The following is a 24,723-nucleotide window of genomic DNA, read 5'->3' as shown; positions in this document are numbered from 1 at the left end:
ACGTGGACCACCGAGCGGCTCAACCGACGTGGACCAGCGGGCGGCGGGCGGGGTCCGGCTCCGCCTGCCGGAGCACCTCGCGGGTGAGCGGCGGGATGTCACCGCCGCCGAAGACCAGATAGCGCAGGAGGGCGCCGATCGGGTTGCCCTCCGCGGCCCAGTGGAAATAGACGTGCGGGGTCTTGCCCGTCTCGTCCCGCAGGTAGAGCAGGAGCGCGGCGATCGCGTTGGCGACCGTGGTGCTCTCCATGCGCAGGACGCGGAAGCCGTACCGCTCCTCGCCGATCACGCGCAGCTCGCCGGCGAACTCCGAGGCGTCGGGGACCGTCACCTCCAGGAACAGCACTCCCTCGCCGCTGCGCAGCCGGTGCAGCTCCCACGCCTCCCGGGTCTTGCCGACGTACTCGGCGCAGTCCCGCGCGTTCGGCTCGTTGGCGACCAGGTGGATCTCCCCGGCCTCGTTGACGTAGCGCCGGGCCGTGTCGTCCAGGGTGACGCGGGTGACACGCAGCTCGGTGGAACGGGTGGCCCGCGAGACCAGGGAGACGGCCACGATGAACGCGACGAAGAACGCGGCGATCACCAAGCCGTCGGGACGCTCGACGACGTTGGCGACGGCGGCGTAGGAGAACAGGGCCGTGATGGCCCCGAAGCCGGCCGTCGCCGCGGCCCGCCGCCGCTTCCACGCCGACAGGGTGACCGCGACCGCCGCCGACAGGATCAGCGCGAGCACACCGGTGGCGTAGGCGCCGCCCTGGGCCTCGACATCGGCGTCGAAGAACAGCGTGATGGCGAAGGAGACGGCGGTGAAGACCAGCACCATCGGCCGGGTGGCGCGCGACCAGTCCGGAGCCATGCCGTACCGGGGCAGGTAGCGCGGGACGATGTTGAGCAGGCCCGCGAGCGCCGAGGCTCCGGCGAACCAGAGGATCGCGATCGTGGACAGGTCATAGGCGGTGCCGAACCAGTCGCCCAGGTAGGCGTGGGCCAGGTACGCCAGGGCGCGGCCGTTGGCGCCACCGCCCTCGGCGAACTCCGCGGCGGGGATGAGCACGGTGGTGGCGACGCTGGAGGCGATCAGGAAGACGCTCATGACGAGCGCGGCGGTGGTCAGCAGCTTCTTCGTGCCCGCGATCCGCCGGGTCACGTCGCCCCTGACCAGCGGCATGACGGCCACGCCGGTCTCGAAGCCCGACAGGCCCAGGGCGAGCTTCGGCATGACGTACAGCGAGACGGCGACCATCGCGAGCGGGCTGGAGTGCTCGGCCGTCAACACGCCGTACCAGTCGGCGACCAGGCGGGGCTCGGTGAGCACGTGCTCGACCGCGACGCCCACGACGACCACGTTCAGCACAAGGTAGACGGCGACCAGCACCACGGCGACGGAGATCGCCTCGCTGAAGCCGAGCAGGAACACCCCGCCCAGGGCGGCGATCAGCACCAGCGTGACCGGCACCCGCATGTCCGCGAGGACCTCCGGCACGAACGGGTTGTGCAGCACGTGCGCGGTGGCGTCGGCCGCCGACAGGGTGATCGTCACGATGAAGGCGGTGGCCACGAAACCGAGCAGGGACAGCACCAGCAGCTTGCCGCGCCAGCCGGGCAGGAGCTTCTCCAGCATCGAGAGCGAACCCAGCCCGTGGGGGCTCTCCTCGGCCACCGCCCGGTAGGTGGGCAGCGCACCGAGCAGGGTGAGGGCCACCAGCAGCAGTGTGGCGACCGGGCTGAGCGCCCCGGCGGCCAGTGCGGCGATGCCCGGCTGGTAGCCCAGGGTGGAGAAGTAGTCCACCCCCGTCAGGCACATCACCTGCCACCAGGCGTGCCGGTGGCCGGGCGCCTCGTCGTGGTGCGGGCCGGTGGTCCTGGCGTCGGTGCGCGGCAGGCCGTGCAGCAGCCACCTGCGCAGTGCGGACTCCCGGTGCTCCCGGTGCGCGGAGCCGGTCCGCGGTGGAATCGACGTGTTCATCCTGATCCTCAGGGGGTGAACCGGTAGCCCATGCCGGGCTCGGTGATCAGGTGGGCCGGGCGGGCGGGATCGGCCTCCAGCTTCCTGCGCAGCTGCGCCATGTACTGGCGCAGGTAGTGGGTCTCCCTGGCGTAAGAGGCGCCCCACACCTCGGTGAGCATCTGGCGCTGGCTGATCAGCTTGCCCGGGTTGCGCAGCAGCAGCTCCAGCATCCGCCACTCGGTGGGGGTGAGCCGCACGTCACCGGAGATCGTCTTGGCGACCAGGTCGACCTCGTGGCCTCCGACGCGGATCCGCGTCGGCTGCGCCTCGTGCGACGAGGAGCGGCGGGTGACGGCCCGGATGCGGGCCAGGAGCTCCTCGATGTCGAACGGCTTGGTGACGTAGTCGTCGGCACCGGCGTCCAAGGCGTCGATCTTGTCCTGGCTGCCTGCCCGGCCCGAGAGCACCACGATCGGCACGGACGTCCAGCCGCGCAGGCCGTGGACCACCTCCACGCCGTCGATGTCGGGCAGGCCGAGGTCCAGCACGACCAGGTCGGGGTGGAACTGCGCGGCCTGGCGCAGGGCGGAACCGCCGTCAGCTGCCAGGGCGACCTCGTAGTGGCGGGCGGCCAGGTTGATGCGGAGCGCCCGCAGCAGTTGCGGCTCGTCGTCGACGACCAGGACGCGGGTCACCTGTCCTCCTTCGGCACGTCCCCGCGAGGGGAGAAGACCGGCATGGAAACGATCATGGTCAGGCCGCCTCCGGGTGTCTCGTCGGGAGTGAGCGTGCCGCCCATGGCCTCGGCCAGACCGCGCGCGAGCGCCAGTCCCAGGCCGACCCCGGTGTGGCCGCCGCGGTCGCCCAGCCGCTGGAAGGGCAGGAAGACCTCCTCGCGCAGCTCGCGGGGGATGCCGGGACCGCGGTCGATCACGCGGATCTCCACGCGCCCGCCGTACCTGCTGGCGGTTACCAGGACCTTGTGCTCCGGTGGGCTGTAGCGGGCCGCGTTGGCCATCACGTTGACCAGGACGCGTTCCAGCAGGGCCGGATCCGCGGCGATCTCGGGCAGGTCCAGCGGGATGTCACCCTCGACGCGGTCGCGGAGCGGGCCCAGGGCGTCGACGGAGCGCGGCACGATCTCCTCCGGCGCCACCGGGCGCAGCACCAGGCCGAGCACGCCGGCCTGCAGGCGGCTCATGTCGAGCAGGTTGGCCACCAACCGGTCCAGGCCGGTCAGCGACTCGGCGGCGGTGGCGAGCAGCTCGGCACGGTCCTGCGCCGACCAGTCGATCTCGGTGCTGCGCAGGCTGTCGACGGCCGCCTTGGCCGAGGCGAGCGGGGTGCGCAGGTCGTGGCTGACTGCGGCCAGCAGCGCGGTGCGCATCTTGTCGGCCTCGGCCAGCGGCCTGACCCGCTCGGCCTCCTGCTGCAGGCGTTCCTGGCGCAGGGCGACGGCGGCCTCGGCGGCGAACGCCTCCAGCAGCCGGCGGTCGGCGGCCTCCAGCAGCCGCCCGCGCACCGCCAGCACCAGGGAGCCGTCGATGATCACATCGGTGTCGGCGGCGTCCGGGCTGGTGCAGGGCGGGCCGCCGGAGACGGCCAGGATGCGCCATGCCTCGGGATCACCGCGATCGTCGAGGCCGGGGTCACCGGTGCGCTCCAGCAGGGTCACCGAGGTCAGTGCGAAGGTCTCCCGGAGCCGGGCGAGCAGCGACGCCAGCGCGGCCTGACCGCGCAGCACGTGCCCGGCCAGCGTGGACAGCACCTCGGCCTCGGTGCTGGCCCGGGCGGCCTCCCGGCTGCGACGGGCCGCCAGATCCACGACGGTGCTGACGGTCACCGCGACCAGCACGAAGCTGACGAGCGCGAGCAGGTTCTCCGCCCGGGCCACGACCAGAGTGCGCAGCGGCGGGGTGAAGAACCAGTTGAGCAGCGCGAAGGCACCCATGGCCGCGGTGATCGCGGGCCACCGGCCGCCCACCAGCGCCACACCGACGACCATCAGCAGGAACAGCAGGATCCTGCTGGACAGGGTCAGCCCGTCCAGCGGGATCATCGCCGCGGCCAGGGCAGGAACGCCTAGGGCGGCCAGGCACCATCCCGCGGTCCGCCGGGTGCGGGTGAGCGCCGCCCGGGAGCGCGGCGGGCGCCGCCGACCCGCGCCGGACTCCTCGTGCGGGACCATGTGCACGTCGATGGAACCGGACAGCGCCGCGGTCTCCGCACCGACGCCCGGTGCGAGCAGCCGGGCCGGCCGGCGTCGGCGCGAGGCGCCCAGCACCAGCTGAGTGGCGTTGACCCCCCGGGCGAAGTCCAGCAGCGCGCGGGGGACGTCCTCACCCACCACCTGGTGGTAGGAGCCGCCCAGGTCCTCGACCAGGGTGCGCTGGCGGGCCAGGTGGGCCGGGTCGGCGCCGGCCGGGCCGCCCGCGCGGGTGACGTGCACGGCCAGCAGACCGGCGCCCCTGGCCCGGCCGGCGATGCGGGCCGCCCGCCGGATGAGCGTGTCGCCCTCCGGGCCGCCGGTCAGCGCGACCACGACCCGTTCCCGTGCCCCCCAGGTGGTGGCGATGCCGTGTTCGGCGCGGTAGCGGTCGAGCTGCTCGTCGACCTTCCCGGCCACCCAGAGCAGCGCCAGTTCCCGCAGCGCGGTCAGGTTGCCCTCACGGAAGTAGTTCGAGAGCGCGGCGTCGATCTTCTCCGGCGGGTAGACGTTGCCGTGGGCCAACCGGCGGCGCAGCGCCTGGGGGGTCATGTCGACCAGTTCGACCTGGTCGGCCCGGCGGACGACCTCGTCGGGCACGGTCTCGTGTTGCGGCACCCCGGTGATCTGCCGCACCACGTCGCCGAGTGACTCCAGATGGTGGACGTTGACCGTGGACACGACGTCGATGCCGGCGTCCAGAATCTCCTCGACGTCCTGCCAGCGCTTGGCGTTCTTCGATCCCGGCGCGTTGGTGTGAGCCAGCTCGTCGATCAGGGCGAGCTCCGGCCGGCGGGCGATCACCGCCTCGGTGTCCAGCTCGGTGTCCGCCTCGGTGCCCCTTCCGGTACCCGCCCGGACGTCCGTCCCAGAGTCCGTCCCGGAGTCCGCCTCCGGCCCCCCGGCGACGCCCCGGCGGGCCCCCTTCCTCCGGGGGAGGACCTCCAGCCCTTCCAGCAGCTCCGCGACGCGGGCGCGGTCATGAGTCTCCACCAGGCCCACGACCACGTCCCTGCCGCGCTCCGCCGCCCGGCGCCCCTCGTCCAGCATCGCGAAGGTCTTGCCGACGCCCGGGGCCGCACCCAGGTAGACCCGCAGCCGCCCGCGTGACATGCCGATCACCGCTCAGATTCCAGAGAACGCACCGAGATCCTCCGAAAGGAGGACCGAACCCCATGAAACAGCGCCGACCGGTGTCTTCCCCGCATCTTGACGGGTTCTCTACGCCTCCGAGCGGATTGTTGACGGGATCCATACGGGCACCACCGGCTCCGGTCCGGAGTTTCCGGGCGTTGCTCCGGCGCCGGACGGTGCCGCCGGTGCGCGTGATCGTGGTTTGCTTGCCCCGTGGACGAATCACAGATCACCCGTTATCTGGAGAGACTCGGCGCGGCCCGGCCTGCGGAGCCCGACGTCCGGAGCCTGCGGGCCCTGCAGCTCGCGCACCTGCGGGCGGTGCCGTTCGAGAACCTGAGCATCCACCTCGGCGAGCCGATCACGCTCGAACCCGGGGCGCTCTTCGACAAGATCGTGAACCGCCGGCGCGGCGGCTTCTGTTACGAGCTGAACGGGTTGTTCGCCGAACTGCTGGCCGCCCTCGGATACCGGGTGACGCTGCTGGCCGCCCGGGTCTTCCACGGCACCACGCCGGGGCCGCTCTTCGACCACCTGGCGCTCCGCGTCGACCTCGACGGGCCGTGGCTGGTCGACGTCGGCTTCGGCGACTTCGCCGACGAGCCGCTCCGGCTCGACGAGCGCGCGGAGCAGAAGGACGGCGGCGGTGTCTTCCGGATCGTGCCCGCCCCGGGGGACCACGGCGACCTCGACGTCCTGCACAAGGGCGATCAGGGCTACCGGCTCACCATGCGGCCCTACGAGCTGAGGGACTTTGTCCCGACGTGCTGGTGGCAGGCGACCTCCCCGCAGTCGCACTTCACCAGGTCGACGGTCTGCTCGATGCGCACGGCGCACGGACGGACCACGATCAGCGGCGCCAAGCTGATCCGCACCGAGCACGGCGAACGCACCGAACACGTCCTGGACGAGGACGGACTCCGCTCGGCCTACCTCGACCACTTCGGGGTCGCGCTCGACCGGATCCCGGCGGCTCCCGGGAGCCGGGTCAGCTCGCGGTGAAGTTCTCGCCGACCTCGCGGTCGAGGTTGCGCAGCGCCCGGTCCAGCAGCGCGTTGACGGCCTCCTCGTCCGGCGCCTCGCCCGGTGTCCCGCCTCCGGCGGCCCGCAGGCAGACGTCGACGCGGGCGCTGCCCGCTCCGGCCTCCTCGACCTCCAGCCATCCCGAGGAGCCGGCCGGCTCCTCGGCCCGCCACTCGACGCGCAGCCGCTCCGGGACGACGGAGACCGTGCAGCGCGCCTCGCCCTCCCGGTCGCCGGCCCGCCACCGGGCCGCCACGACGTCGTCGTGGAGCGGGACGACCGAGACCTCCTCGGGGAGCCAGCGGTCGAGCCGGCTCAGATCGCTCGCGGTGCCGAACGCCACCTCGGCGAGCGCGCCCAGCACACGCGTCCCGTGGTACTCCTTCGTGACGCCCATCACGCCCTCCCGGCCGTCGCCGTACCGGGGCGCCGCCTGCCGTACGCCCCGGTCACGCCCGCCCTACCCGGGGCCGGAGCGCCCATGCGCCCGGCCGCCGGTGTGCTGGAGAATGCCCGGATGAGGATCGGCGATCTGCGCAACCTGGGGCCGAAGATCGAGGAGTGGCTGGGGCGGGTGGGCGTCCACGACGCCGAGCGGCTCGCCGAGCTGGGCCCCGTGGAGGTCTACCGGCGCCTGCAGGACGCCGCCGTCCCGGGGCTGTCGCTGAACGCCCTGTGGGCGATGGAGGGCGCGCTCACCGACACCGACTGGCGCCTCGTCCCCGCCGGGCGCAAGCAGGAGCTGCTGGCCGAGCTCGCCGGGGAATGACCCGTCTCACTCGGTGAGCGGGCCGAACTCCTTGCGGGTGTCGATCACGTCGCCGAACAGCTCCCACCGCTCGCCCTTGAAGCGCATGAGCCGCATGGACTCGATGGGGAAGCCGTCGTCCGGCCCGGTGCTCATCGTCACCCCGGGCAGCAGCATGCCGACCTCGACCTCCTTGAGATCGCGCATGGCGTCGCGCAGTCCCTCGCGGGTCGGGCACGCCGCCGCCTCCATCGTCCGGTGGAAGCTGGAGGCCGCCGCCCAGCCGAAGGCGTGGTAGGGGACGCCCGGGTCGGCGCCGGGCGCGTACTGCTTCATCTTCGCGTAGTAGAGCTTCATCTCCGGGTCGTCGGCCCACTGCGGGTCGTTGGGGTCCTTGTAGTAGGTCGCGGAGACGACGCCCTGCACGTTCTCGAAGCCCACCGGCCGCAGCACGGTCACCGAGGCGGCGACGTTGTTGACGATGTGCAGCGGGTTCCAGCCGGTGTTCTTCGCGTCGGCCGCCAGCGCCTGGGAGCCGAACTTGGGCGTGGTCACGTTGAGCAGCACGTCGGCCCCGGACTCGGCGAGGTTGCGCATCTGGGGGTCGACGCTCGGGTCGGAGACCTCGTAGCTCTGCTCGGCGACGATCCGGATCCCGCTGCCCTCGACGGCCTTCTTGAAGCCGCCGAGCAGGTCCTTGCCGAAGTCGTCGTTCTGGTAGAGCACCGCCACCGTGGCGTCCGGCCGCTCCTGCCGGAGGTACTGCGCGTAGACGCGGGCCTCGGAGACGTAGTTCGGCTGCCAGCCGATGGTCCACGGGTGCGCCGTGTCGGTGCCCCACTTCGAGGCGCCGGTCGCGACGAAGACCTGCGGCACCTTGCGCTGGTTCGCGTAGTCCCAGGTCGCCGTGGTCGAGGGGGTGCCCAGCGTCTGGAAGAGCGCGAAGACCCGCTCCTGCTCGACGAGCCTGCGGGCCTCCTCGACGGCCTTGGGCGGCTGGTAGCCGTCGTCGCGGACCAGGAACTCGACCTTGCGCCCGCCGATGCCGTTCTTCTCGGCGTTGACGTAGTCGAAGTACGCCTTGATGCCCTTGGGGATGTCCCCGTACGCGGAGGCGGGTCCCGAGAGCGGGTAGATGCCGCCCAGTTTGATGCCCGTGTCCGTGATGCCGGTGGTCTGCTGGCCCTGGCACCGCCCCTCGGCCGTCGCCGCCGGGGCGGCTCCGCTCTCCTCCCGTCCCCCGCAGGCCGCCACGGCGAGCAGCAGGGTCGTCGTGGCCGCCGTACGGCCGATGGCAGATAGCCGCATTTCCTACCCCTTCCGGAGAACCCTCCGCGCCGAGCGCGCCACGCGTCCCGCCAGACCGGCGAGGCCGGCCGGGGCGACGTACATCACCGCGATGATCAGAAGACCGAAGACGACGCCGGGGGCGGCGTCGTTGACGTCCTGGGCGATGCTCGGCACGAACATCACGAACAGCCCGCCGAGCGGCGGCCCGGCGAGCGAGCCCAGACCGCCGACGACGATGCCCGCCAGCAGGGTGATCGAGAGCGTGACCGTGAACGAGTCGGGCGAGACGAACCCGATGACCCAGGTGTAGACGGAGCCCGCCGCGCCCGCGAACAGCGCGCTCCAGGCGAAGGCGAGGGTCTTGTACCGCGACGGCCGCACGCCCATGACCTCGGCCGCGGCCTCGTCGTCCCGGAGGGCGTGCAGGGCCCGGCCGACCCTGGATCGCAGCAGGCCGCCGGCGAGCAGGAAGGCCGCCGCGGCCACGGCCAGCGCCAGGAAGTACAGCCACTGGTCCTCGGCCAGCCCCGTCCAGGCCGGCGGGACCGGCTTGCCGAGCGTCAGCCCCATGGAGCCGCCGGTCACCTGCTCGAACCGCTTGAGCAGCGGTACCAGGAAGACCGCGATGGCCAGCGTCACCAGCGCCAGGTACGGCCCGCGCAGCCGCATCGCGGGCACGCCCAGCGCCAGCCCGAGCACGAACGCCACCGCGGCGGCGACCGGCAGGGTCAGCAGGTGCGGCAGCTCCCACCGGTCGAGCATGATCGCGGTCCCGTAGGCGCCGACGGCGAAGAACGCGCCGTGGCCCAGGGAGATCTGCCCGGCGTGGCCGACGAGGAGGTTGAGGCCGAGCAGCGCCACCGCGTAGACCAGCACCATCGTGAACTGGAAGACGTGGAAGGGCGCGAGCTGGAACGGCAGGGCGCAGGCCGCCGCGAGCAGCGCCGCCGCCGTGATCCACCGCCGGTGGACGGCGGCCGGGCGCACCCGGGGCCCTCCCCGGGCGAGCGCCCCGGACCTCCTCATCCGCTCGCTCCGCCCGCTCATGCCCGCTCCACCGCCGCCCGGCCGAACAGTCCCTGCGGCCGCAGCAGCAGGACCACCAGGATGACGGCCAGCGGCACGCCGACCTTGAGGTCGGAGCCGATGACGTCGACGTACGCGCCGGCGAGCGTCTCGGCGACGCCGACGACCAGGCCGCCCGCCACCGCGCCGGCCGGGCTGTCGAACCCGCCGAGGGTCGCGGCGGCGAAGGCGTAGATCAGGACGCCGCCCATCATGTTGGGCTCCAGGAAGAGCAGCGGGGCCACCAGGACGCCGGAGACCGCGCCGACGGTGGCGGCGAGCCCCCAGCCGAGCGCGAGCGTCCAGCCCACCCGGATGCCGACGAGCCGGGCGGAGACGGGGTCGGCCGCCACGGCGCGCATGCCCAGCCCGATCCTGGTGTGCTGGAAGAGCAGGTACAGCAGGACCATGACCGTGCCGACCACGGCGAGCACGCCCAGCGTCGAGTGGCTCACGCTGATCCCGGCGGCCTCGACCGCGCCGCCGGGGAACGGGTTGGGGAAGTCCTTGATGAGGAAGGACCAGATCCACCCGGCGGCGGCGTTGACGAAGATGAACAGCCCCACGGTGACGATCACCACGGTCAGGTGGGAGGCGCCCTCCACGGGGCGGATGACGACCCGCTCGATCAGCGTCCCGCCGGCGAACGACACCGCCAGCGTCAGCGGCAGGGCCGCCCAGAACGGCAGGCCCGCGGCCGTGAACTGCCAGGCGACGTAGGTGGAGAACATCGCCAGCTCGCCCTGGGCGAAGTTGACGATCCCGGTGAACCGGTAGATCAGCACCAGGGCCAGGGCGAGGCCGGCGTAGATCGCGCCCGCGCCGAGTCCCTCGACGACCTGCTGCAGGAACCCCGTCATGGCGCTAGATCCGGTATCCGAGATAGGACCGGGCGACCTGCTCGTCCGCCCGGATGCGCTCCGCCGGTCCCGACAGGACGATCCGGCCGCTCTCCAGGACGTGCGCCTGGCCGGCGACGCCGAGGGCGAGGTGGGCGTTCTGCTCGACGACGACCACGGTGGTCCGCTCCTCCTCGTTGATCGTCCGCACGATGCGGAACAGCTCCTCGGTGACCATGGGGGCGAGCCCGAGGGACGGCTCGTCCAGCAGCAGCAGGCGGGGCCGGAGCATGAGCGCCCGGCCGATCGCCAGCATCTGCTGCTCGCCGCCGCTGAGGCTGCCGGCCGCCTGCCGCATCCGCGCCCGCAGCACCGGGAAGTAGGCGCAGACGCGCTCCAGGTCGGCCTCGACCGCGGCGCGTCCCCGGCGCCGCCCCGAGCGGGTGAAGGCCCCCAGCCGCAGGTTCTCCTCGACGGTCAGCGGCATGAACGTGCCGCGCCCCTCGGGGACGTGCGCGACCCCCTGCCGGGCGAGCGCGTCCGGCGGGCGCCGGGTCAGGTCCATCCCGTCGAGCCGGACGCCGCCGCGGACCCGGACCATGCCCGACAGGGCCCGCAGCAGGGTCGTCTTGCCCGCGCCGTTGGGCCCGAGGATGGCGCAGATCTCCCCCCGGCCCACGGCCAGGTCCACCCCGTGCAGCACCCGGGCGTCCCCGTAGCCGGCGTGCAGGTCCGTGACCTCCAGGAAGGCGCCGGAGGCGCTCATCCGGCCTCCCCTCCCTGCGGTCCTCCCGGCGGCCCGGGGTCCGCCGTCCCCAGGTAGGCCTCCATGACGGCGGGGTCGCGCTGGACCTCCTCCGGCGGCCCCTCGGCGATCTTCCGGCCGAAGTTCAGGCAGACGACCCGGTCGCAGGTGCCCATGACGAAGCCCATGTGGTGCTCGACCACGACCACCGTCACGTCGAACTCCTCGCGGATCCCGCGCAGGGTGCCGGCGAACTCCCCGACCTCGGCGGAGTTGAGCCCGTTGACGGGTTCGTCGAGCAGCAGCAGTCTGGGGCGGGCGGCCAGCGCGCGGGCCAGCTCCACCCGTTTGAGCGTGCCGAACGGCAGGCCGGTCGCCGGGTGGTCCGCGACGCCGGTCAGCGCCAGCCGGTCCAGCACGTCGTCCGCCTCGGCGCGGAGCCGGGCCTCCTCGCGGCGGACCCGGGGCAGCCGGAGCGAGGCGGCCAGGAAGCCCGCCCCGCCTCGGTGGTGCGCGCCGGTCAGCACGTTGTCCCGGACCGACATGCGGGGGAACAGGCCGAGGTTCTGGAAGGTCCGGGCGATGCCCGCCTCCGCGATCGCGTGCGGCGGCACGGCCAGCAGGTCCCTTCCCTCGTAGCGGACCCGCCCCGCGTCGGCGCCGTGGCGCCGGGTCAGGCAGTTGAACAGGGTCGTCTTGCCCGCGCCGTTCGGCCCGATGAGGCCCACCATCTCACCGCGCGCCACCGAGAAGCCCACGCCGTCCAGCGCGGTGATGCCCCCGAAGCGGACGGTCAGCCCGTGTACCTCCAGCATCCGTCCTCCTGGCGGGGCAAGCGGAAGAACAATGTTCTGAGGTTGTGGTCAGCGTAGGTTCCGCTCCCGGGGACCGCATTGGGCACGGCGCCCCAACCTTGCGCCGGGGATGTTGTCCACGGCGCACAGCACCGGTGTCAGACCGGTGACGAATCGTTGACCACCCGACTACGAAAAGGGATCATCCCGACATGGCACGTGGTTTCAGCGTGGCAGCCGGACCCGCCACAGGAACAGGACCCGTCACGGGAACGGGACCCGGTGCGGGAACGCTCACCGCCGCGGAGGCCGTCCGCGCCGAACGCGCGCGCATCCTCGCCGAGCTCGCCGCCGACGTGGACCGGCTGGCCGCCGTCGCGGTCGGGACGATGCGCGCCGAGATCCCCGCCTACGCCGCGCTGGACGAGGAGTTCCACACCGACGTGCGGGACCAGGTGGCCCGGCACTACCACAGCAAGCTGGCCGTGCTGCTCGCCGACCGGACCGTGACCCCGGAGGACGTCGCCTTCACCCGCCGGGCGGCGCGGCGGCGCGCCCGGGCCGGGGTGGCCCTGGCCGACTACATCAACGCCTTCCGCGTCGGCCAGCAGGTCTTCTGGGAGTCGGTGCTCGAGCGCGCCGGCCGCTCACCCGCCGGTCACGACGCCGCGCTCTCGCTGGCGGGCCCCCTGATGCGCTACTGCGACTTCGCCAGCACGCACGCGGCCAACGCGTACATGGAGTTCCAGCAGTACGCCGCGGCCGAGGCGGTGCGCGAGGGCAGGGACCTGCTGGAGACCCTGCTGGCCGGGGAGACGCCCGCCCGCGGCCGGCGGCTCGCCGCGGCCCGCGCGCACGGCCTCGCCCCCGGGGGCCGCACGCCGCTGCTCGTGGTGGTCGCGGTCCTGTCCCCCCGGTTCCCGGGCTCCTGCGGCCAGGCCGCGCGGAGCGGGCCGGACCCCGGGTCCTCGTGGAGCGGGCCGGGCATCGGGTCCTGCGGCCAGGCCGTGCCGAGCGGGCCGGACCGCGGGGCCGACGCCCGGCACGCGACGTGCGCGGCGATCGCCCGGGCCTGGGGGAACGGCGTGCGGACGCTCGCGGTCGTACGGCAGGCGGAGATCGTGGCCGTCCCCGTGCTCGGCCCCGGCGGCGACCCCGGGGAGCTGTGCGACCGGCTGGCGGCGGTGCGGGAGAACCTGCTCTGCGAGGAGATCGCCCTGGCGGTGGGGGTGAGCACCGTGGTCTCCGGCCCCTCCCGGATCCCGCAGGCCTACCGGGAGGCCCGCACCGCGCTGGAGTTCCTCCCCGAGGGAGGAGGGGTGGCGGCGCTGCCCATGGTCACGCCCTTCCAGTATCTGGCGCTGCGGGCGGACGAGACCGCCCGGCGCCTGGTGGACCCGCGGGTCTCCGCGCTCCTGGCCGAGGACCGGGTGCGCGGCGGCGGGCTCACCGACACGATCCGGGCCTTCGCCGCCGCCGACCTGAACCTGCGCGCCGCCGCGGAGCGCATGCGGATCCACCCCAACACCGCCCACTACCGCCTGCGCCGGATCCGCGAGCGCACCGGGCGCGACCTGCGCCGGATCGACGACCTGGTCGACCTGCTCGTCGCGATCGCGCTGCACGACCCGCCGCCACCGCAGCGGGAGACCGCCGTCAGGCGCGGCTGAGCGCGTCCCGGCTCACCGGCCGGTCCACCCGGCGGCCCCGTCCGCTCACCGGGCGGCCCGCTCGTCCGCCCGCTCCGCCGGGACCGGGCCGTCGCCGGGCAGGGTGACGGTGAAGCGGCTGCCGGGATCGGCCGGGGCGTAGGAGACCGCGCCGCCGTGCGCGCGGGCCAGCTCCTGGGTGATCCACAGGCCGAGGCCGACCGAGTCGGGGCTGGTGTCGGCGCTGCTGAACCGGGAGAAGAGCATCTCCCGCTTGTCCTCGGGCACGCCGGAACCGTGGTCGCGCACGCAGACGGAGACCGCGCGCCCCTGGCGCCGGGCGCTGATGACGATCGGCGGCGCGCCGTGCCGGATGGAGTTGGTGGCGAGGTTGACGAGGATCTGCTCCAGCCGCTCCGGGTCGGCGCGCACGGTCAGCCCCTCGGGGACCTCCACGGCGACCGGGGCGTTCAGGTAGCCGGCGATCTCCTCCGCCAGGGAGCGCACGTCGACGGTCTCCAGGTCGAGCCGGAGGCCGCCGGCGTCGACCCGGTCGGCGTCCAGCAGGCCGGCCGCCAGCCGCCGGATCCGGTTCACCTGCCGCAGCGCCGTGGCGGCGATCGCCTCCCGGCGGGCCGGCGGCAGGTCGTCCTCGCCGTCGGCCAGGCACTCCACGGCGAACTGCACCGACGTCAGCGGGGAGCGCACGTCGTGGGCCAGGGTCGCGGTCAGCGCGGCCCGCCAGCGCTCCATCCGGCGGACCTCCTCGCGGGCGCGGCGGTGGTAGGCGACCTGCCGGGCGATCAGCACGCCCACGCCCGCCGACATGCAGACGAACAGCGCCGCGCTGGCGAGCATGACGGGGGTCTGGCCCACGGCGATCCGCGGCGGCAGGTAGACCAGCAGCAGGAACGGGCCCAGCGCCAGCGCCGTCCGAGCCGTGTAGTGCAGTCCCGCCCAGGCCGCCAGCAGCATCAGGAAGGGCGCCGTGCCGACGCCGTACCCCGCGAACGCCCACGCGCAGGCGCACAACACCCCGAGCAGGGGGACGCACAGCACCAGCGGCGCGCGGGGACCGTACCGGGGCCAGGGGGACCACCACGCCACCGCGGCCAGCCCCGCGGAGACCGCGCCGACCGCCGGGAGCGCCCACCGCCGCCCGTCCGGCGAGAGCAGCGATTCCGCCAGGGAGAGGACGGCGAGCAGCGCGCACATCATCGCCAGCTGCCGTGCGGCGTGTTCAGGTCCTTCACCGAGCACGAGTCGTCGTCCGGGCATCACCACTCCCCTGCGCCGGATGCCACGAGCCCTCTTCGGCGGGTGCCACCGGCGTTCGGATTGACCGCAAGTGACGGACAACAGACGATCTGTGATCGTCTATTCCCTTACGCCCGCTCGACGACCGCGACGCCGCCGGCCGGTACGGTCACCGTCCCCGCGGCCGGGCCGGCGCCGAGCAGCGCGGCCCCCTCGATCCCCTCCACCGCGACCGGCGCGTCGCCGTGGTTGAGGAGGAAGAGGAAGGCGCCCCGCCGGACGAGCTCCAGGGTGTCGGGCAGGCCCGCCGGCCGGGACACCCCCGCCCGGTCGAGCACCGGCGCGAGCAGGGCCCGCAGGTCGTCCCCGTTCCTCCCGGCCGCGTCCGGGGCCGGGTCCAGGGCCGTCGCGACGTACCAGGCGGTGCCCGCGCCCAGCTCGTGGCGGGTCACCGCCGGGTGCCCGGCGTCGGGGCCGGTGGCGAAGCTCCGCACGGCCCGCGCCCCGGCGAGCCGGACCCGCTCGGACCAGATCCGGCCGCTCGCCCCCGGGCCGTCGAGGGCGACGGTCCCGTTCTCGGGCAGCGGGTGGAACTCCTCGACCCACAGGCCCAGTACGTCCCGCAGCGCGCCGGGGTACGGCCCCGGGTGGACGTTGTCGCAGGCGTCGACGATGCCGGAGAAGTAGGAGACGAGCAGGTGCCCGCCGGACTCGACGTAGCGGTGCAGGTTCTTGGCCGCCTCCCCGGTCAGCAGGTAGGAGCTGGGCGCGACGACCAGCCGGTAACGCGAGAGGTCGGCGTCGGGGTGGACGAAGTCGACGGTGACGTGCTCGCGCCAGAGCGCCTCGTAGTACGCCTCGATCCGCTCGCGGAAGCGCAGGTCCACCGAGGGCCGCCACTCCAGCTCCAGCGCCCAGTAGGACTCCCAGTCCCACACGAGCGCCACCTCGGCCTCGACCCGGGAGCCCCGGACGCCGGACAGGGCGGCCAGGTCGGCGCCCAGGCCCACCACGTCCCGCCAGACGCCGGAGTCGGTCCCGGCGTGCGGGACCATCGCCGAGTGGAACTTCTCGGCCCCGTGCCGGGAGGCCCGCCACTGGAAGAACATGACCGCGTCGGAGCCCCGGGCGACGTGCGCGAGGCTGTTGCGCCGCATCTCGCCGGGGCGTTTGGCGAGGTTGCGCGGCTGCCAGTTGACCGCGCCGGTGGAGTGCTCCATCAGCATCCACGGCTCCCCCGCGGCCACCGCGCGGGTGAGGTCGGCGGCCATCGCCAGCTCGATGTGGTTGTCGGCCCTGGCGGCGTCCAGGTAGTGGTCGTTGGAGACGACGTCCACCTCGCCGGCCCAGCGCCAGTAGTCCATCGGCTTGCAGTTGGGGATCATGAAATTGGTGGTGACCGGCCGGTCGCTGTGCCGGCGGATGGCCTCGCGCTCGCGGCGGAAGCACGCCAGGTGCTCCTCGACGGAGAAGCGCGCGTAGTCCAGCCTCAGGGCGGTGAGCTGGCCGGGCGGGGCGACGCCGGGCGGCTCGACCTCCTCGAAGGAGCCGTAGGTCAGGCCCCAGAAGGTGGTCCCCCAGGCGGCGTTCAGCGTGTCCACGTCGCCGTACCGCTCCCGCAGCCAGGCGCGGAACGCCTCGGCGGAGGCCCGGCAGTGGCACTCGGCGTTGGCCCAGCCGTACTCGTTGTGCACGTGCCACATGGCCACCGCCGGGTGGTCGCCGTACCGGGCGGCGAGCTTGCCGGCGATCCGGGTGGAGGCGGCGGCGTAGGCCGGGGAGCTGGGGCAGAAGCCGTGCCGGGAGCCGCCCGCGACGACGCGCCCGGAGGCGTCGACGAGGCGGCTGCCGGGGTGGCGGTTGCGGAACCAGACCGGCGGCGAGGCGGTGGGGGTCGCCAGGTTGACCATGATCCCGGCGGAGTGCAGCAGGCCGATGATCCGGTCCAGCCGGTCGAAGTCGTAGACGCCCTCGGCGGGCTCGATCAGCCCCCAGTTGAAGATCCCGAGACTGACGAGGTTCACGCCGGCCTCGCGCATGAGGCGGACGTCCTCGTGCCAGACCTCCTGCGGCCACTGCTCGGGGTTGTAGTCCCCGCCGTAGGCGATGCCCTCCGGCAGGGCGGGATATCCGGGCACGTCTCCCCCTCGAATCCAGTCTGTGAACGTGCACAGTAGACCATTACCTCCGCCTTCCGGAAAGCCCTCCCGTCATCCCGCAGGTAGAAAGCGACAGTTAACAAGAACGTAACGGGCATTGACAGCGGGGATGCCGGAATTTGAGTCTGTGAACGTTCACAGAGACACGGCTTCTCGCCCCTCCCGACCCCCCGCCCCGGAGGAACGTATGCGCACACACCGGCTCACGGCGGCAGCCGCCGCGGCCCTCGCCGCCGCCCTGGCCGCAGGATGCTCGGCCGGTTCCGGCGCCGCGCCGGAACCGGACGCCGCCGCGCAGGGCTCGGCCCCCGCCGGGCCGGTCAAGCTCACCTACTGGACCTGGGCCCCCAACATGGACAAGATCGTCAAGGTCTGGAACGACGCGAACCCCGCCATCCAGGTCACGGTCAGCAAGCAGGCCGGCGGGGACGACGCCGCCGCCAAGTTCCTCACCGCCGCCAAGGCGGGCAACCCGCCGGACCTGGTCCAGGCCGAGTACCAGATGCTGCCGTCCTTCGTCGCCTCCGACGCGGTGGCCGACCTGTCCGCCGAGGCCGGGCAGGCCAGGGCCGCCTTCAGCGAGGGCACCTGGGGCCAGGTCACCCTCGGCACCGAGGGCGTCTACGCGATCCCGCAGGACAGCGGGCCGATGATGCTCTACTACCGCCAGGACCTGTTCGACAAGTACGGCATCGAGGTGCCCCGGACCTGGGACGAGTACGCCGAGGCCGCGCGCGCCCTGCGGAAGAAGGACCCGGAGGTCTACCTCGGCACCTTCTCCAGCAAGGACCCCGGCTCCTTCGCCGGTCTCGCCCAGCAGGCCGGCGCCCGGTGGTGGTCGATCAGCGGCGACGCCTGGAAGGTCGCCGTCGACGACCCCGCCACCGTCAAGGTCGCCGACTACTGGGGCGGCCTGGTGAAGGAGGGCGTCATCGACGACCAGCCGTACTTCACCCCCGAGTGGAACAAGGCCCTCAACGACGGCACCCTGCTGACCTGGCCCTCGGCCGTCTGGGGCCCCGGCGTGCTGTCCAGCAACGCCCCCAAGGGCAAGGGCAGGTGGGCCATCGCCCCGCTGCCGCAGTGGAGCGAGAGCGAGAACTACAGCGGCTTCTGGGGCGGCTCCTCCACCGCGGTCGCCGCGAAGTCGCCCAACAGGGCCGCGGCCGTGAAGTTCGCCACCTGGCTGAACACCGACCCGCAGGCGCTGGACCTCCTGATCGAGGAGGCCGCCGTCTACCCCGCCGCCACCAAGGGCGGCGAGCTGCTCACCGAGGCCCCCGAGTACTTCTCCAACCAGCCCGGCTTCTGGCAGCAGGCCGCGGCGGTCTCCGCCACCGCGCGGGGCTTCACCTTCGGGCCCAACGTCAACGTGACCTACGACGCCTTCAAGAACGCCTTCGACAAGGCGGTCCAGGACAGGTCCTCCTTCGCCGACGCCGTCCGGAAGATGCAGGACGCCACGGTCGCCGACATGCAGAAGTCCGGGTTCCAGCTCGCGCCATGAGAACCCGACGCCGCGGCGGCGCCCCCTCGGGCGCCGCCCCCTACCTCTTCCTCCTGCCGGCCCTGGTGCTGTTCACCCTCTTCATGGCCGTCCCGATCTGCTACACGGTCTACCTCAGCCTGCGGCGGACCAAGGTCTCCGGCCTGGGCCTGGGCAGAGGGGCGCGCACCGAGGTCTTCGCCGGCCTCGACAACTACGCCGCCGCGATCGGCGACGGGGAGCTGTGGGCCGGCTGGCTGCGGGTCCTCGGCTACGGCCTGATGGTGCTCTTCGTCATGCTCGGGCTCGCCCTGCTCTTCGCGCTGCTGCTGGACTCGGCCCACGTGCGGCTCGCGCGGTTCTCCCGAATCTCGATCTTCCTGCCGTACGCGGTGCCCGGGGTGGCCGCCAGCCTGCTGTGGGGCTTCCTCTACCTGCCCAGCCTCAGCCCGATCCGCCAGGTGCTCGACGTCGACCTGCTGGGCGCCGGGACCGTCACCTTCTCCATGGCGAACGTGGCCGTCTGGGGCGGCACCGGCTTCAACATGCTGGTGCTCTACACCACCCTGCGGGCCGTCCCGCGCACCTACTACGAGGCCGCCCGCCTCGACGGGGCGGGCGAGCTCCAGATCGCGCTCCGCATCAAGATCCCGATCCTGATGCCCGCGATCATCCTGACCACGGTGTTCTCCGTCATCGCCACCGTCCAGGTCTTCACCGAGCCCACCACGCTCCGCCCGCTCACCAACACGATCAGCTCGACCTGGAGCCCCCTGATGAAGGTCTACCGCGACGCGTTCGTCACCGGCGACCTGTACTCGGCCGCCGCCACCTCGATCGTCATCGCCGGGATCTCCCTCGTGCTCTCGTTCGGCTTCCTGCGCGTCGTGCGCGAGCGCGCCTTCGGGGAGGGCTGATGGCCACCGCGACCCCGCCCACCGCGACCCCGGCGGCCCGGCCCGCCGCGGGCCACCGCGCGGCCCCGCGGCGGCGCCGGCCGATCGGCGCCGTCCCGACGGTGATCCTGCTGCTCGGCGCGCTCTACTGCCTGTTCCCGGTCAGCTGGGTGGTGGTGGCGGCCACCAAGTCCAAGGCGGAGCTGTTCTCCACCGCGGCCTTCGCCCCCGGGACCGGGCTGCTGTCCAACCTGGCCGACCTGGCCGGCTACCGGGACGGCGTCTTCTGGCTGTGGATGCTGAACACCCTGCTGTACGCAGGCGGCGGCGCGCTGCTGTCCACCGCGGTCTCGGCTGTCTCCGGCTACGCGCTGGCGAAGTACCGCTTCCGCGGCCGGAACCTGATCTTCAACCTGCTGATCGGCGGCATCCTGGTGCCCTCCGTGGTCCTGGCCGTCCCCCAGTACCTGCTGCTGTCGGAGGTCGGGCTCGCGGACACCTACTGGTCGGTCCTGCTCCCGCAGATCCTCCACCCCTACAGCATCTATCTGGCGCGCATCTACGCCACCGCGGCCATCCCCGACGCGCTGCTGGAGGCCGGGCGCATCGACGGGGCCGGCCACTTCCTGCTGCTGCGCAGGGTGGCGCTGCCGCTCATGCTGCCCGGCATGGTGACCATCTTCCTGTTCCAGTTCGTCGCGATCTGGAACAACTTCCTGCTCCCCTTCATCATGCTCGGCGACGACCAGAAGTTCCCGCTGACCGTCGGCCTCTACACGATGCTCGCCGCCGGGGCCAACCAGCCCTCGCTGTTCAACCTGATCCTCACCGGCGCGCTCGTCTCGCTCGTCCCGCTGATCGCGCTCTTCCTGACGATGCAGCGCTACTGGCGCACGGACCTGTCCGACGGAGCCGTGAAGTAGGTGAAGCGGGAAAGGATCTCCGGACGGAACAATGGGGGCATGAAACGCCCCACCATCCACGATGTCGCGGCGGCGGCGGGAGTGTCCCGGGGCACGGTGTCCCGGCTGCTCAACGGCGACCGGTACGTCAGCACCACCGCCCGGATCGCGATCGAGCGCGCCATCGCCGAGACCGGCTACGTCGTCAACCGCAACGCCCGCAGCCTGGTGACCCAGCGCACCGGATCGGTCGTGATGGTGCTCTCCGAGCCGCACGAGAAGCTGTTCGAGGACCCCAACTACAGCGTGATGATCCGCACCGCCGTACGCATGCTGGCGGAGCGGGACATGTCGCTGGTCATGATGGTCGCGGGCGACGACGGCGACCGCGACCGGGTGATCCGCTACGTGCGGGGCGGGCACGCCGACGGCGTCCTCCTGCTCTCCACCCACGCGGGCGACCGCATGGTGGACGCGCTGGTGGACACCGGCGTCCCGGCCGTGGCGCAGGGCGCGGTCATCGGCCGGGAGAACGTCATCCCCTACGCCGCGGCCGACGACCGCGAGGGCGCCCGGCAGATGACCCGCTACCTGGTGGAGCAGGGCCGCAAGAAGATCGCGACCGTCACCGGGCCGATGGACACCCCCGGCGGCATCCAGCGCCTGGAGGGCTTCACCGACGTGCTCGGCCGCAAGGCGTCCAAGAAGCTGATCGAGCACGGCGACTGGACCCAGCTGAGCGGGGAGAGCGCCATGGCCCGGCTCCTGGAGCGGGTCCCCGACCTCGACGCCGTCTTCGTCGCCTCCGACCTGATGGCGGCCGGCGCCCTGTCCACGCTCCGGATGGCCGGGCGCCGGGTCCCGCAGGACGTGGCGGTGGGCGGCTTCGACGACTCCTCGGTGGCCGCCACCACCCACCCCCCGCTCACCACGGTCCGGCAGCCGCTGGCCCGGGTGGCGGAGGAGACCGTACGGCTGCTGCTCGCCCTCATCGACGGCGAGCGGCCGGAGAGCCCGGTGATCCTCCCCACCACCCTCGTCGTCCGCGACTCGGCGTGACCTTCCCTTCCCGGTGGAGGAGCCGGCCCGCGGGTGCCGCGCGGGACCTGTTGGATTCGATGTACGCGACAGCGCGGGGATCGCGCACACGCTCGGGTCCCAGTCTGTCCACCAGGGATGCGGAGGCTGAACCGGAAGGGGTGAAGCCAGGCGGCTCATAGGGTGATCAGCCACTGCGGACCTTCATGTTCACAGGCAGGGGCCATGATGACCGCATGGCGGAGAACGGGATCATCGAGCACACTCCGGAGGAGGCCGCCGCCCCGGCCACCAGAATCTGCACTGCCCCGGGCACGTGGCTCGAGTGACCTCCGTGGTCGCGAAGGCGGAGTTCCCGCGGATGGTACGGCTGCGCTTTCCGCTTCTGGCTCCGATACCGCCCTGGTTAGACTCGATGCATGAGCGTGATGCGTGAGGAGCTCCACCATCTGGTGGACCGGTTGCCCGAGGAGAAGGTGGCTCCCCTGCTCCGCCTGGTCCGGGAGCAATTGGACGAACAGCCCGTGGTCCGTGACCTGCCGTTCATCGGCATGCTGGAGGCGGAACCGGATTTCGCCGAACGCGCTGAGGAGATCCTCCGCTCGGAGGACAATCCTCCTTTGTGATCGTCATTGACTCAGGCCCCCTCGTCGCGGCGGTCAACAGCCGGGACAATCATCACGATGCCTGTGCCCGGCTTCTCCGGACCCATCCGGGGCCGTTGCTCGTCCCAGCGACAGTACTCACCGAGGTCTGCCAGCTTGTCGAGAAACGACAGGGAAGCAAGGCGGAGGCGGCGTTCCTCGGTTCCTTCGGCTCAGGCCTGACGCTCGTGGATCTGACCAGCGAAGACCTGACCCGTATGGGCGTCCTAGTGGAAAGGTATGCGAGCCTCCCGCTCGGTGCGGTCGACGCGTCTGTGGTCGCGATCTCCGAACGCCTGGGCATCACCGAAGTGGCGACACTGGACCGGCGTCACTTCACCGTTGTCCGTCCCCGTCACAGGGGTGCCTTCCTCCTGCTACCCGAGAAGCTCTGACCCGCGTACAAGCCCTCAGTCCATCGGTTGGGCTGTCATCGCGGCCGGTCTGCAGCCGGCCGCAAGCGGGAGGCAAGCGGGGGGTGCGAGGGTCGGGGCGTGACCTCCACCGCGCCGCTTCTCTCCGACCTGTTCGACCCCGCCCTCCTGCGCACCGCGATCGAGCGCGGCCTCGTCCGCGAGCAGGCCCACCCGGAGCTGCCGCTGCGCATCCTCAACTACACCGACAAGGCCCAGGCCGAGCAGGCGTGGGACGAGGCCACCCTCACCTGCCGCGGCCTGGTCGTCGACGACGGCGGCCGGGTGGCGGCCCGCCCGTTCCGGAAGTTCTTCAACCACGGCGACCCGAACGCCGGGCCGCTCGACCTGTCGGCGAAGGTCACCGTCCTCGACAAGCTCGACGGCTCCCTGGGGATCGCCTACCCGGTCCCCGGCGGGTTCGCGCTGGCCACCCGGGGGTCGTTCACCTCCGAGCAGGCGCGCCACGGCACGGAGCTGCTGCGCACGCGTCACGCCGGCTTCGTCCCACCGGAGGGCGTCACCGCGCTGTTCGAGATCGTCTGCCCGGGCACCCGGAACGTCTGCGACTACGGCGAGACCGACGACCTGTTCCTCCTCGGCGGCGTGCGCGTCGCCGACGGGACGGTCCTCGCCCCGGCCGAGATCCCCGGCTGGGAGGGGCCGGTCGCCGCCTCCTTCGACCTGCCGACCCTCGCCGACGCGCTCGCCGCCCCGCCCCGGCCCGGCGCCGAGGGCCTGGTCGTCCGGCTGACGGACTCCGGGCGGATGCTGAAGATCAAGCAGGCGGACTATCTCGCCCTGCACCGGGTGCTGTCCGGGCTCAACGCCCGCGTCGTCTGGGAGCGCCTGGGCGCCGGCCGTACGGTGGCCGGGATCTGCGAGGGCCTGCCCGACGAGTTCCACGGCTGGGTCCGCGACCTGGCGGAGCGGCTGCGCGCCGAGGCGGAGCGGATCGAGGAGGGCGCGCGCCGGGAGCACGGGCGGATCCTGGCCGGGCTCCCGGAGGGCTGGGGCCGGAGCGAGTACGCCCGGGCGGCCGCCGCCTCCCCGTTCCGGCAGTGGCTCTTCCCGCTGCTCGACGGCAGGGACCCGCGCCCCGGCATCTGGCGCTCGCTCCGGCCTGCCGGGGACGAGCGGCCCGTCGGGCTTCCGGGCGGCGACGCGTAGGGGACGTGTAGGGGGTGACGCGTCACGGGACGGGGAGCGGAACGTCCCGTCTCCGGGACGGGGAGCGGACCGGGCCTCTCCCGCGGCGGGGCAGGGACCGGCGGGGACCGGCGGGGATCACTGCCCGGCGAACCAGCCGGGCACGTCGAGGCGGAAGACGTCCGGCGGCGTCGCCCCGCGCAGGCCGGCCTCCAGGGCGCAGGCGCTCACCATGCTCGGCGCCCGGCATGCCCGTGGTCACCGCCCGAGGCCTCAGAACAGGCCGAGGTGATCGATCACCTTGCGAGCCGCTTCGATGATGGAACCCGCCATGTCCAATGCCTCTTCGGCTTCCTCCTGTTCCACGGACTCGTCAGGAAAGATCGGATACTCGAGTTCGTTCCTACGCCGTCGCATGACACCGAAGGGTTCGAATGCGGAACCGAACTGGCGGCTCACTGCCTGCTGGACCGCGTAGTGGCCGCCGGTCGTGGTGGCGCGCAGCCCTTGCTGAGCCAGGAGTCCCGCGCAGGCGAATCTGGCGGCGTCGTAGGCGAGGGTGTAGGCCGAGTTCGGATCGGACTCCACCAGCTCCCGCGCACTCGCCAGGACGACTCCGGCCTTTTCCAGCCAGCCTGCTCCATCGGTGGCATCGCCCTGGACACGCTGAAGTTCCCTGGCGGAGAGCATGCGCTCGATATCGGCCTCGCCGCGCGTCCACCGCATCATCGGTCACGTTCCTTCCGCTCGGCTCCGGCCGAGGTGAGGTCGATCGTGGGACTCGCCTTGATCTGGCGGATCAGGGCGTCGGACGCCGCCTGCCAGCGTCGCGGGGAGGCGAGAACCGGATTGACCGGCATGCCGATGCGCACCTGGGCGCGATCGGCTGCGGCGTAGACCTCGGCGCGGTCCACGTCTCCGACCACCAGCACGTCGATGTCATGGGGCGGGGGTCCCGGCTCACCGTGGTGACGGGCCGCCCAGGAACCGAAGACGAGGAGAAGGTCGGTTTCCGGGATGGAACCGAACTCCTCGGCGATGACCACCTCCGGACCGTAGAGGTAGCCGAGTATCTCCGCCAGGGGTTTCGCGATGGGGTGGCTCTGATCGATGCCCAGCACCCGTGACCGGCCGATCACTGTGACGGTCAGAAGCCCGGCTTCTTCCAGGCGGCGGACTTCCGGATGAAGACCGGACACACTGACTCCCAGTTCCCGGGCGAGGGAGGTGAGCGTCCACGTCCGGTCGGCACGGAGAGAGAGTGCCGCCAGAAGCCTCGCCTGCGTCTCGGTGCGGAAGATGGGGACCACCCGAGACCCGACACTTCGCATTTAGCGA

The 24,723-nt window shown here is 72.6% G+C and carries 23 protein-coding genes; 10 read left to right on the top strand and 13 right to left on the bottom strand.

Annotated features, from left to right (window positions below):
- Positions 1–19: 19 nt before the first annotated feature.
- The 3 genes from ACFOWE_RS03595 to ACFOWE_RS03585 are packed head-to-tail and all read right to left on the bottom strand — an operon-like array spanning position 20 to position 5,267.
- Positions 20–1,966, bottom strand: coding sequence for an amino acid transporter (locus ACFOWE_RS03595; RefSeq protein WP_377285324.1), 1,947 nt, complete (start codon positions 1,964–1,966; stop codon positions 20–22).
- 8 nt (positions 1,967–1,974) lie between these two features.
- A complete protein-coding gene (locus tag ACFOWE_RS03590; RefSeq protein ID WP_377285323.1) occupies positions 1,975–2,643 on the bottom strand; it encodes a response regulator in 669 nt (222 codons plus the stop codon).
- Complete coding sequence (locus tag ACFOWE_RS03585) at positions 2,640–5,267, bottom strand: sensor histidine kinase (protein WP_377285335.1); 2,628 nt, start codon at positions 5,265–5,267, stop codon at positions 2,640–2,642. The genes ACFOWE_RS03590 and ACFOWE_RS03585 overlap by 4 nt, the downstream gene beginning before the upstream one ends.
- A gap of 234 nt (positions 5,268–5,501) precedes the next feature.
- Here ACFOWE_RS03585 and ACFOWE_RS03580 point away from each other — a divergent pair, with 234 nt between their 5' ends.
- Complete coding sequence (locus ACFOWE_RS03580; protein WP_377285322.1) at positions 5,502–6,290, top strand: arylamine N-acetyltransferase family protein; 789 nt, start codon at positions 5,502–5,504, stop codon at positions 6,288–6,290.
- Here ACFOWE_RS03580 and ACFOWE_RS03575 read toward each other — a convergent pair.
- Positions 6,277–6,708: an SRPBCC family protein gene (locus ACFOWE_RS03575; RefSeq protein WP_377285320.1), complete on the bottom strand. Its 432-nt coding sequence runs from the start codon at positions 6,706–6,708 to the stop codon at positions 6,277–6,279. The two genes, ACFOWE_RS03580 and ACFOWE_RS03575, sit on opposite strands and share 14 nt — an antisense overlap.
- A 120-nt stretch (positions 6,709–6,828) precedes the next feature.
- Between ACFOWE_RS03575 and ACFOWE_RS03570 the strand changes: the two genes are divergently transcribed.
- Positions 6,829–7,080, top strand: coding sequence for a TfoX/Sxy family protein (locus tag ACFOWE_RS03570; RefSeq protein WP_377285319.1), 252 nt, complete (start codon positions 6,829–6,831; stop codon positions 7,078–7,080).
- Between the two features lie 6 nt (positions 7,081–7,086).
- Here the strand turns inward: ACFOWE_RS03570 and ACFOWE_RS03565 are convergent, their stop codons facing one another.
- From ACFOWE_RS03565 to ACFOWE_RS03545, 5 genes are read right to left on the bottom strand one after another with little or no spacing between them, the layout of a single operon-like run.
- Positions 7,087–8,367 carry an ABC transporter substrate-binding protein gene (locus ACFOWE_RS03565; RefSeq protein ID WP_377285318.1) on the bottom strand — a complete coding sequence of 427 codons (1,281 nt, stop codon included), beginning with the start codon at positions 8,365–8,367 and terminating at the stop codon, positions 7,087–7,089.
- A 3-nt stretch (positions 8,368–8,370) separates the two neighbouring features.
- On the bottom strand, positions 8,371–9,396 hold the full coding sequence (locus tag ACFOWE_RS03560) for a branched-chain amino acid ABC transporter permease (RefSeq protein ID WP_377285317.1): 1,026 nt from the start codon (positions 9,394–9,396) through the stop codon (positions 8,371–8,373).
- Entirely contained in the window at positions 9,393–10,274 is an 882-nt protein-coding gene (locus ACFOWE_RS03555) for a branched-chain amino acid ABC transporter permease (protein WP_377285316.1), read from the bottom strand. The genes ACFOWE_RS03560 and ACFOWE_RS03555 overlap by 4 nt, the downstream gene beginning before the upstream one ends.
- A 4-nt stretch (positions 10,275–10,278) precedes the next feature.
- The gene (locus ACFOWE_RS03550; protein WP_377285315.1) at positions 10,279–11,019 is read right to left on the bottom strand and encodes an ABC transporter ATP-binding protein; all 741 of its coding nucleotides are present in this window, start codon (positions 11,017–11,019) and stop codon (positions 10,279–10,281) included.
- The gene (locus tag ACFOWE_RS03545) at positions 11,016–11,813 is read right to left on the bottom strand and encodes an ABC transporter ATP-binding protein (protein WP_377285313.1); all 798 of its coding nucleotides are present in this window, start codon (positions 11,811–11,813) and stop codon (positions 11,016–11,018) included. Before ACFOWE_RS03545 ends, ACFOWE_RS03550 begins: the two co-directional genes overlap by 4 nt.
- A 191-nt stretch (positions 11,814–12,004) precedes the next feature.
- On the opposite strand from ACFOWE_RS03545, the gene ACFOWE_RS03540 reads away from it, so the two are divergent.
- A complete protein-coding gene (locus ACFOWE_RS03540; protein WP_377285312.1) occupies positions 12,005–13,462 on the top strand; it encodes a PucR family transcriptional regulator in 1,458 nt (485 codons plus the stop codon).
- Between the two features lie 45 nt (positions 13,463–13,507).
- On the opposite strand, the gene ACFOWE_RS03535 is transcribed toward ACFOWE_RS03540, so the two are convergent.
- On the bottom strand, positions 13,508–14,719 hold the full coding sequence (locus ACFOWE_RS03535; RefSeq protein WP_377285310.1) for an ATP-binding protein: 1,212 nt from the start codon (positions 14,717–14,719) through the stop codon (positions 13,508–13,510).
- A gap of 107 nt (positions 14,720–14,826) precedes the next feature.
- Positions 14,827–16,836 (bottom strand): beta-galactosidase, encoded by a 2,010-nt coding sequence (locus ACFOWE_RS03530; RefSeq protein ID WP_377285309.1) that lies wholly within the window; start codon positions 16,834–16,836, stop codon positions 14,827–14,829.
- 208 nt (positions 16,837–17,044) lie between these two features.
- On the opposite strand from ACFOWE_RS03530, the gene ACFOWE_RS03525 reads away from it, so the two are divergent.
- The 7 genes from ACFOWE_RS03525 (at position 17,045) to ACFOWE_RS03495 (ending at position 23,406) form a co-directional block, all read left to right on the top strand.
- On the top strand, positions 17,045–18,364 hold the full coding sequence (locus tag ACFOWE_RS03525) for an ABC transporter substrate-binding protein (RefSeq protein WP_377285307.1): 1,320 nt from the start codon (positions 17,045–17,047) through the stop codon (positions 18,362–18,364).
- Positions 18,361–19,260: a carbohydrate ABC transporter permease gene (locus tag ACFOWE_RS03520; RefSeq protein ID WP_377285305.1), complete on the top strand. Its 900-nt coding sequence runs from the start codon at positions 18,361–18,363 to the stop codon at positions 19,258–19,260. The genes ACFOWE_RS03525 and ACFOWE_RS03520 overlap by 4 nt, the downstream gene beginning before the upstream one ends.
- The gene (locus tag ACFOWE_RS03515) at positions 19,260–20,162 is read left to right on the top strand and encodes a carbohydrate ABC transporter permease (protein WP_377285304.1); all 903 of its coding nucleotides are present in this window, start codon (positions 19,260–19,262) and stop codon (positions 20,160–20,162) included. Before ACFOWE_RS03520 ends, ACFOWE_RS03515 begins: the two co-directional genes overlap by 1 nt.
- A 39-nt stretch (positions 20,163–20,201) precedes the next feature.
- Positions 20,202–21,200 carry a LacI family DNA-binding transcriptional regulator gene (locus ACFOWE_RS03510; protein WP_377285302.1) on the top strand — a complete coding sequence of 333 codons (999 nt, stop codon included), beginning with the start codon at positions 20,202–20,204 and terminating at the stop codon, positions 21,198–21,200.
- Positions 21,201–21,598: 398 nt separating this feature from the next.
- Positions 21,599–21,805 carry a hypothetical protein gene (locus ACFOWE_RS03505; RefSeq protein WP_377285301.1) on the top strand — a complete coding sequence of 69 codons (207 nt, stop codon included), beginning with the start codon at positions 21,599–21,601 and terminating at the stop codon, positions 21,803–21,805.
- Positions 21,802–22,218, top strand: a complete 417-nt coding sequence (locus tag ACFOWE_RS03500) for a type II toxin-antitoxin system VapC family toxin (protein ID WP_377285300.1) — start codon at positions 21,802–21,804, stop codon at positions 22,216–22,218. The genes ACFOWE_RS03505 and ACFOWE_RS03500 overlap by 4 nt, the downstream gene beginning before the upstream one ends.
- Positions 22,219–22,317: 99 nt before the next feature.
- Entirely contained in the window at positions 22,318–23,406 is a 1,089-nt protein-coding gene (locus tag ACFOWE_RS03495) for an RNA ligase (protein WP_377285299.1), read from the top strand.
- Positions 23,407–23,658: 252 nt separating this feature from the next.
- On the opposite strand, the gene ACFOWE_RS03490 is transcribed toward ACFOWE_RS03495, so the two are convergent.
- Both ACFOWE_RS03490 and ACFOWE_RS03485 read right to left on the bottom strand, forming a co-directional pair.
- Entirely contained in the window at positions 23,659–24,114 is a 456-nt protein-coding gene (locus ACFOWE_RS03490; protein ID WP_377285298.1) for a HEPN domain-containing protein, read from the bottom strand.
- Positions 24,111–24,695 (bottom strand): helix-turn-helix domain-containing protein, encoded by a 585-nt coding sequence (locus ACFOWE_RS03485; protein WP_377285296.1) that lies wholly within the window; start codon positions 24,693–24,695, stop codon positions 24,111–24,113. Before ACFOWE_RS03485 ends, ACFOWE_RS03490 begins: the two co-directional genes overlap by 4 nt.
- Between the last annotated feature and the right edge of the window lie 28 nt (positions 24,696–24,723).

The sequence above is a fragment of the Planomonospora corallina genome, from assembly GCF_042650625.1.
GTDB classification, from domain to species: domain Bacteria; phylum Actinomycetota; class Actinomycetes; order Streptosporangiales; family Streptosporangiaceae; genus Planomonospora_B; species Planomonospora_B corallina.
This window is presented reverse-complemented; position numbering and strand designations above follow the sequence as displayed.

Coding starts and splice junctions, on each gene's coding strand:
- ACFOWE_RS03595 (WP_377285324.1), bottom strand. CDS start 1,966: ATGAACACGTCGATTCCACCGCGGACCGGCTCCGCGCACCGGGAGCAC.
- ACFOWE_RS03585 (WP_377285335.1), bottom strand. CDS start 5,267: ATGTCACGCGGGCGGCTGCGGGTCTACCTGGGTGCGGCCCCGGGCGTC.
- ACFOWE_RS03575 (WP_377285320.1), bottom strand. CDS start 6,708: ATGGGCGTCACGAAGGAGTACCACGGGACGCGTGTGCTGGGCGCGCTC.
- ACFOWE_RS03570 (WP_377285319.1), top strand. CDS start 6,829: ATGAGGATCGGCGATCTGCGCAACCTGGGGCCGAAGATCGAGGAGTGG.
- ACFOWE_RS03565 (WP_377285318.1), bottom strand. CDS start 8,367: ATGCGGCTATCTGCCATCGGCCGTACGGCGGCCACGACGACCCTGCTG.
- ACFOWE_RS03560 (WP_377285317.1), bottom strand. CDS start 9,396: ATGAGCGGGCGGAGCGAGCGGATGAGGAGGTCCGGGGCGCTCGCCCGG.
- ACFOWE_RS03555 (WP_377285316.1), bottom strand. CDS start 10,274: ATGACGGGGTTCCTGCAGCAGGTCGTCGAGGGACTCGGCGCGGGCGCG.
- ACFOWE_RS03550 (WP_377285315.1), bottom strand. CDS start 11,019: ATGAGCGCCTCCGGCGCCTTCCTGGAGGTCACGGACCTGCACGCCGGC.
- ACFOWE_RS03545 (WP_377285313.1), bottom strand. CDS start 11,813: ATGCTGGAGGTACACGGGCTGACCGTCCGCTTCGGGGGCATCACCGCG.
- ACFOWE_RS03540 (WP_377285312.1), top strand. CDS start 12,005: ATGGCACGTGGTTTCAGCGTGGCAGCCGGACCCGCCACAGGAACAGGA.
- ACFOWE_RS03535 (WP_377285310.1), bottom strand. CDS start 14,719: ATGCCCGGACGACGACTCGTGCTCGGTGAAGGACCTGAACACGCCGCA.
- ACFOWE_RS03525 (WP_377285307.1), top strand. CDS start 17,045: ATGCGCACACACCGGCTCACGGCGGCAGCCGCCGCGGCCCTCGCCGCC.
- ACFOWE_RS03520 (WP_377285305.1), top strand. CDS start 18,361: ATGAGAACCCGACGCCGCGGCGGCGCCCCCTCGGGCGCCGCCCCCTAC.
- ACFOWE_RS03515 (WP_377285304.1), top strand. CDS start 19,260: ATGGCCACCGCGACCCCGCCCACCGCGACCCCGGCGGCCCGGCCCGCC.
- ACFOWE_RS03510 (WP_377285302.1), top strand. CDS start 20,202: ATGAAACGCCCCACCATCCACGATGTCGCGGCGGCGGCGGGAGTGTCC.
- ACFOWE_RS03505 (WP_377285301.1), top strand. CDS start 21,599: ATGAGCGTGATGCGTGAGGAGCTCCACCATCTGGTGGACCGGTTGCCC.
- ACFOWE_RS03490 (WP_377285298.1), bottom strand. CDS start 24,114: ATGATGCGGTGGACGCGCGGCGAGGCCGATATCGAGCGCATGCTCTCC.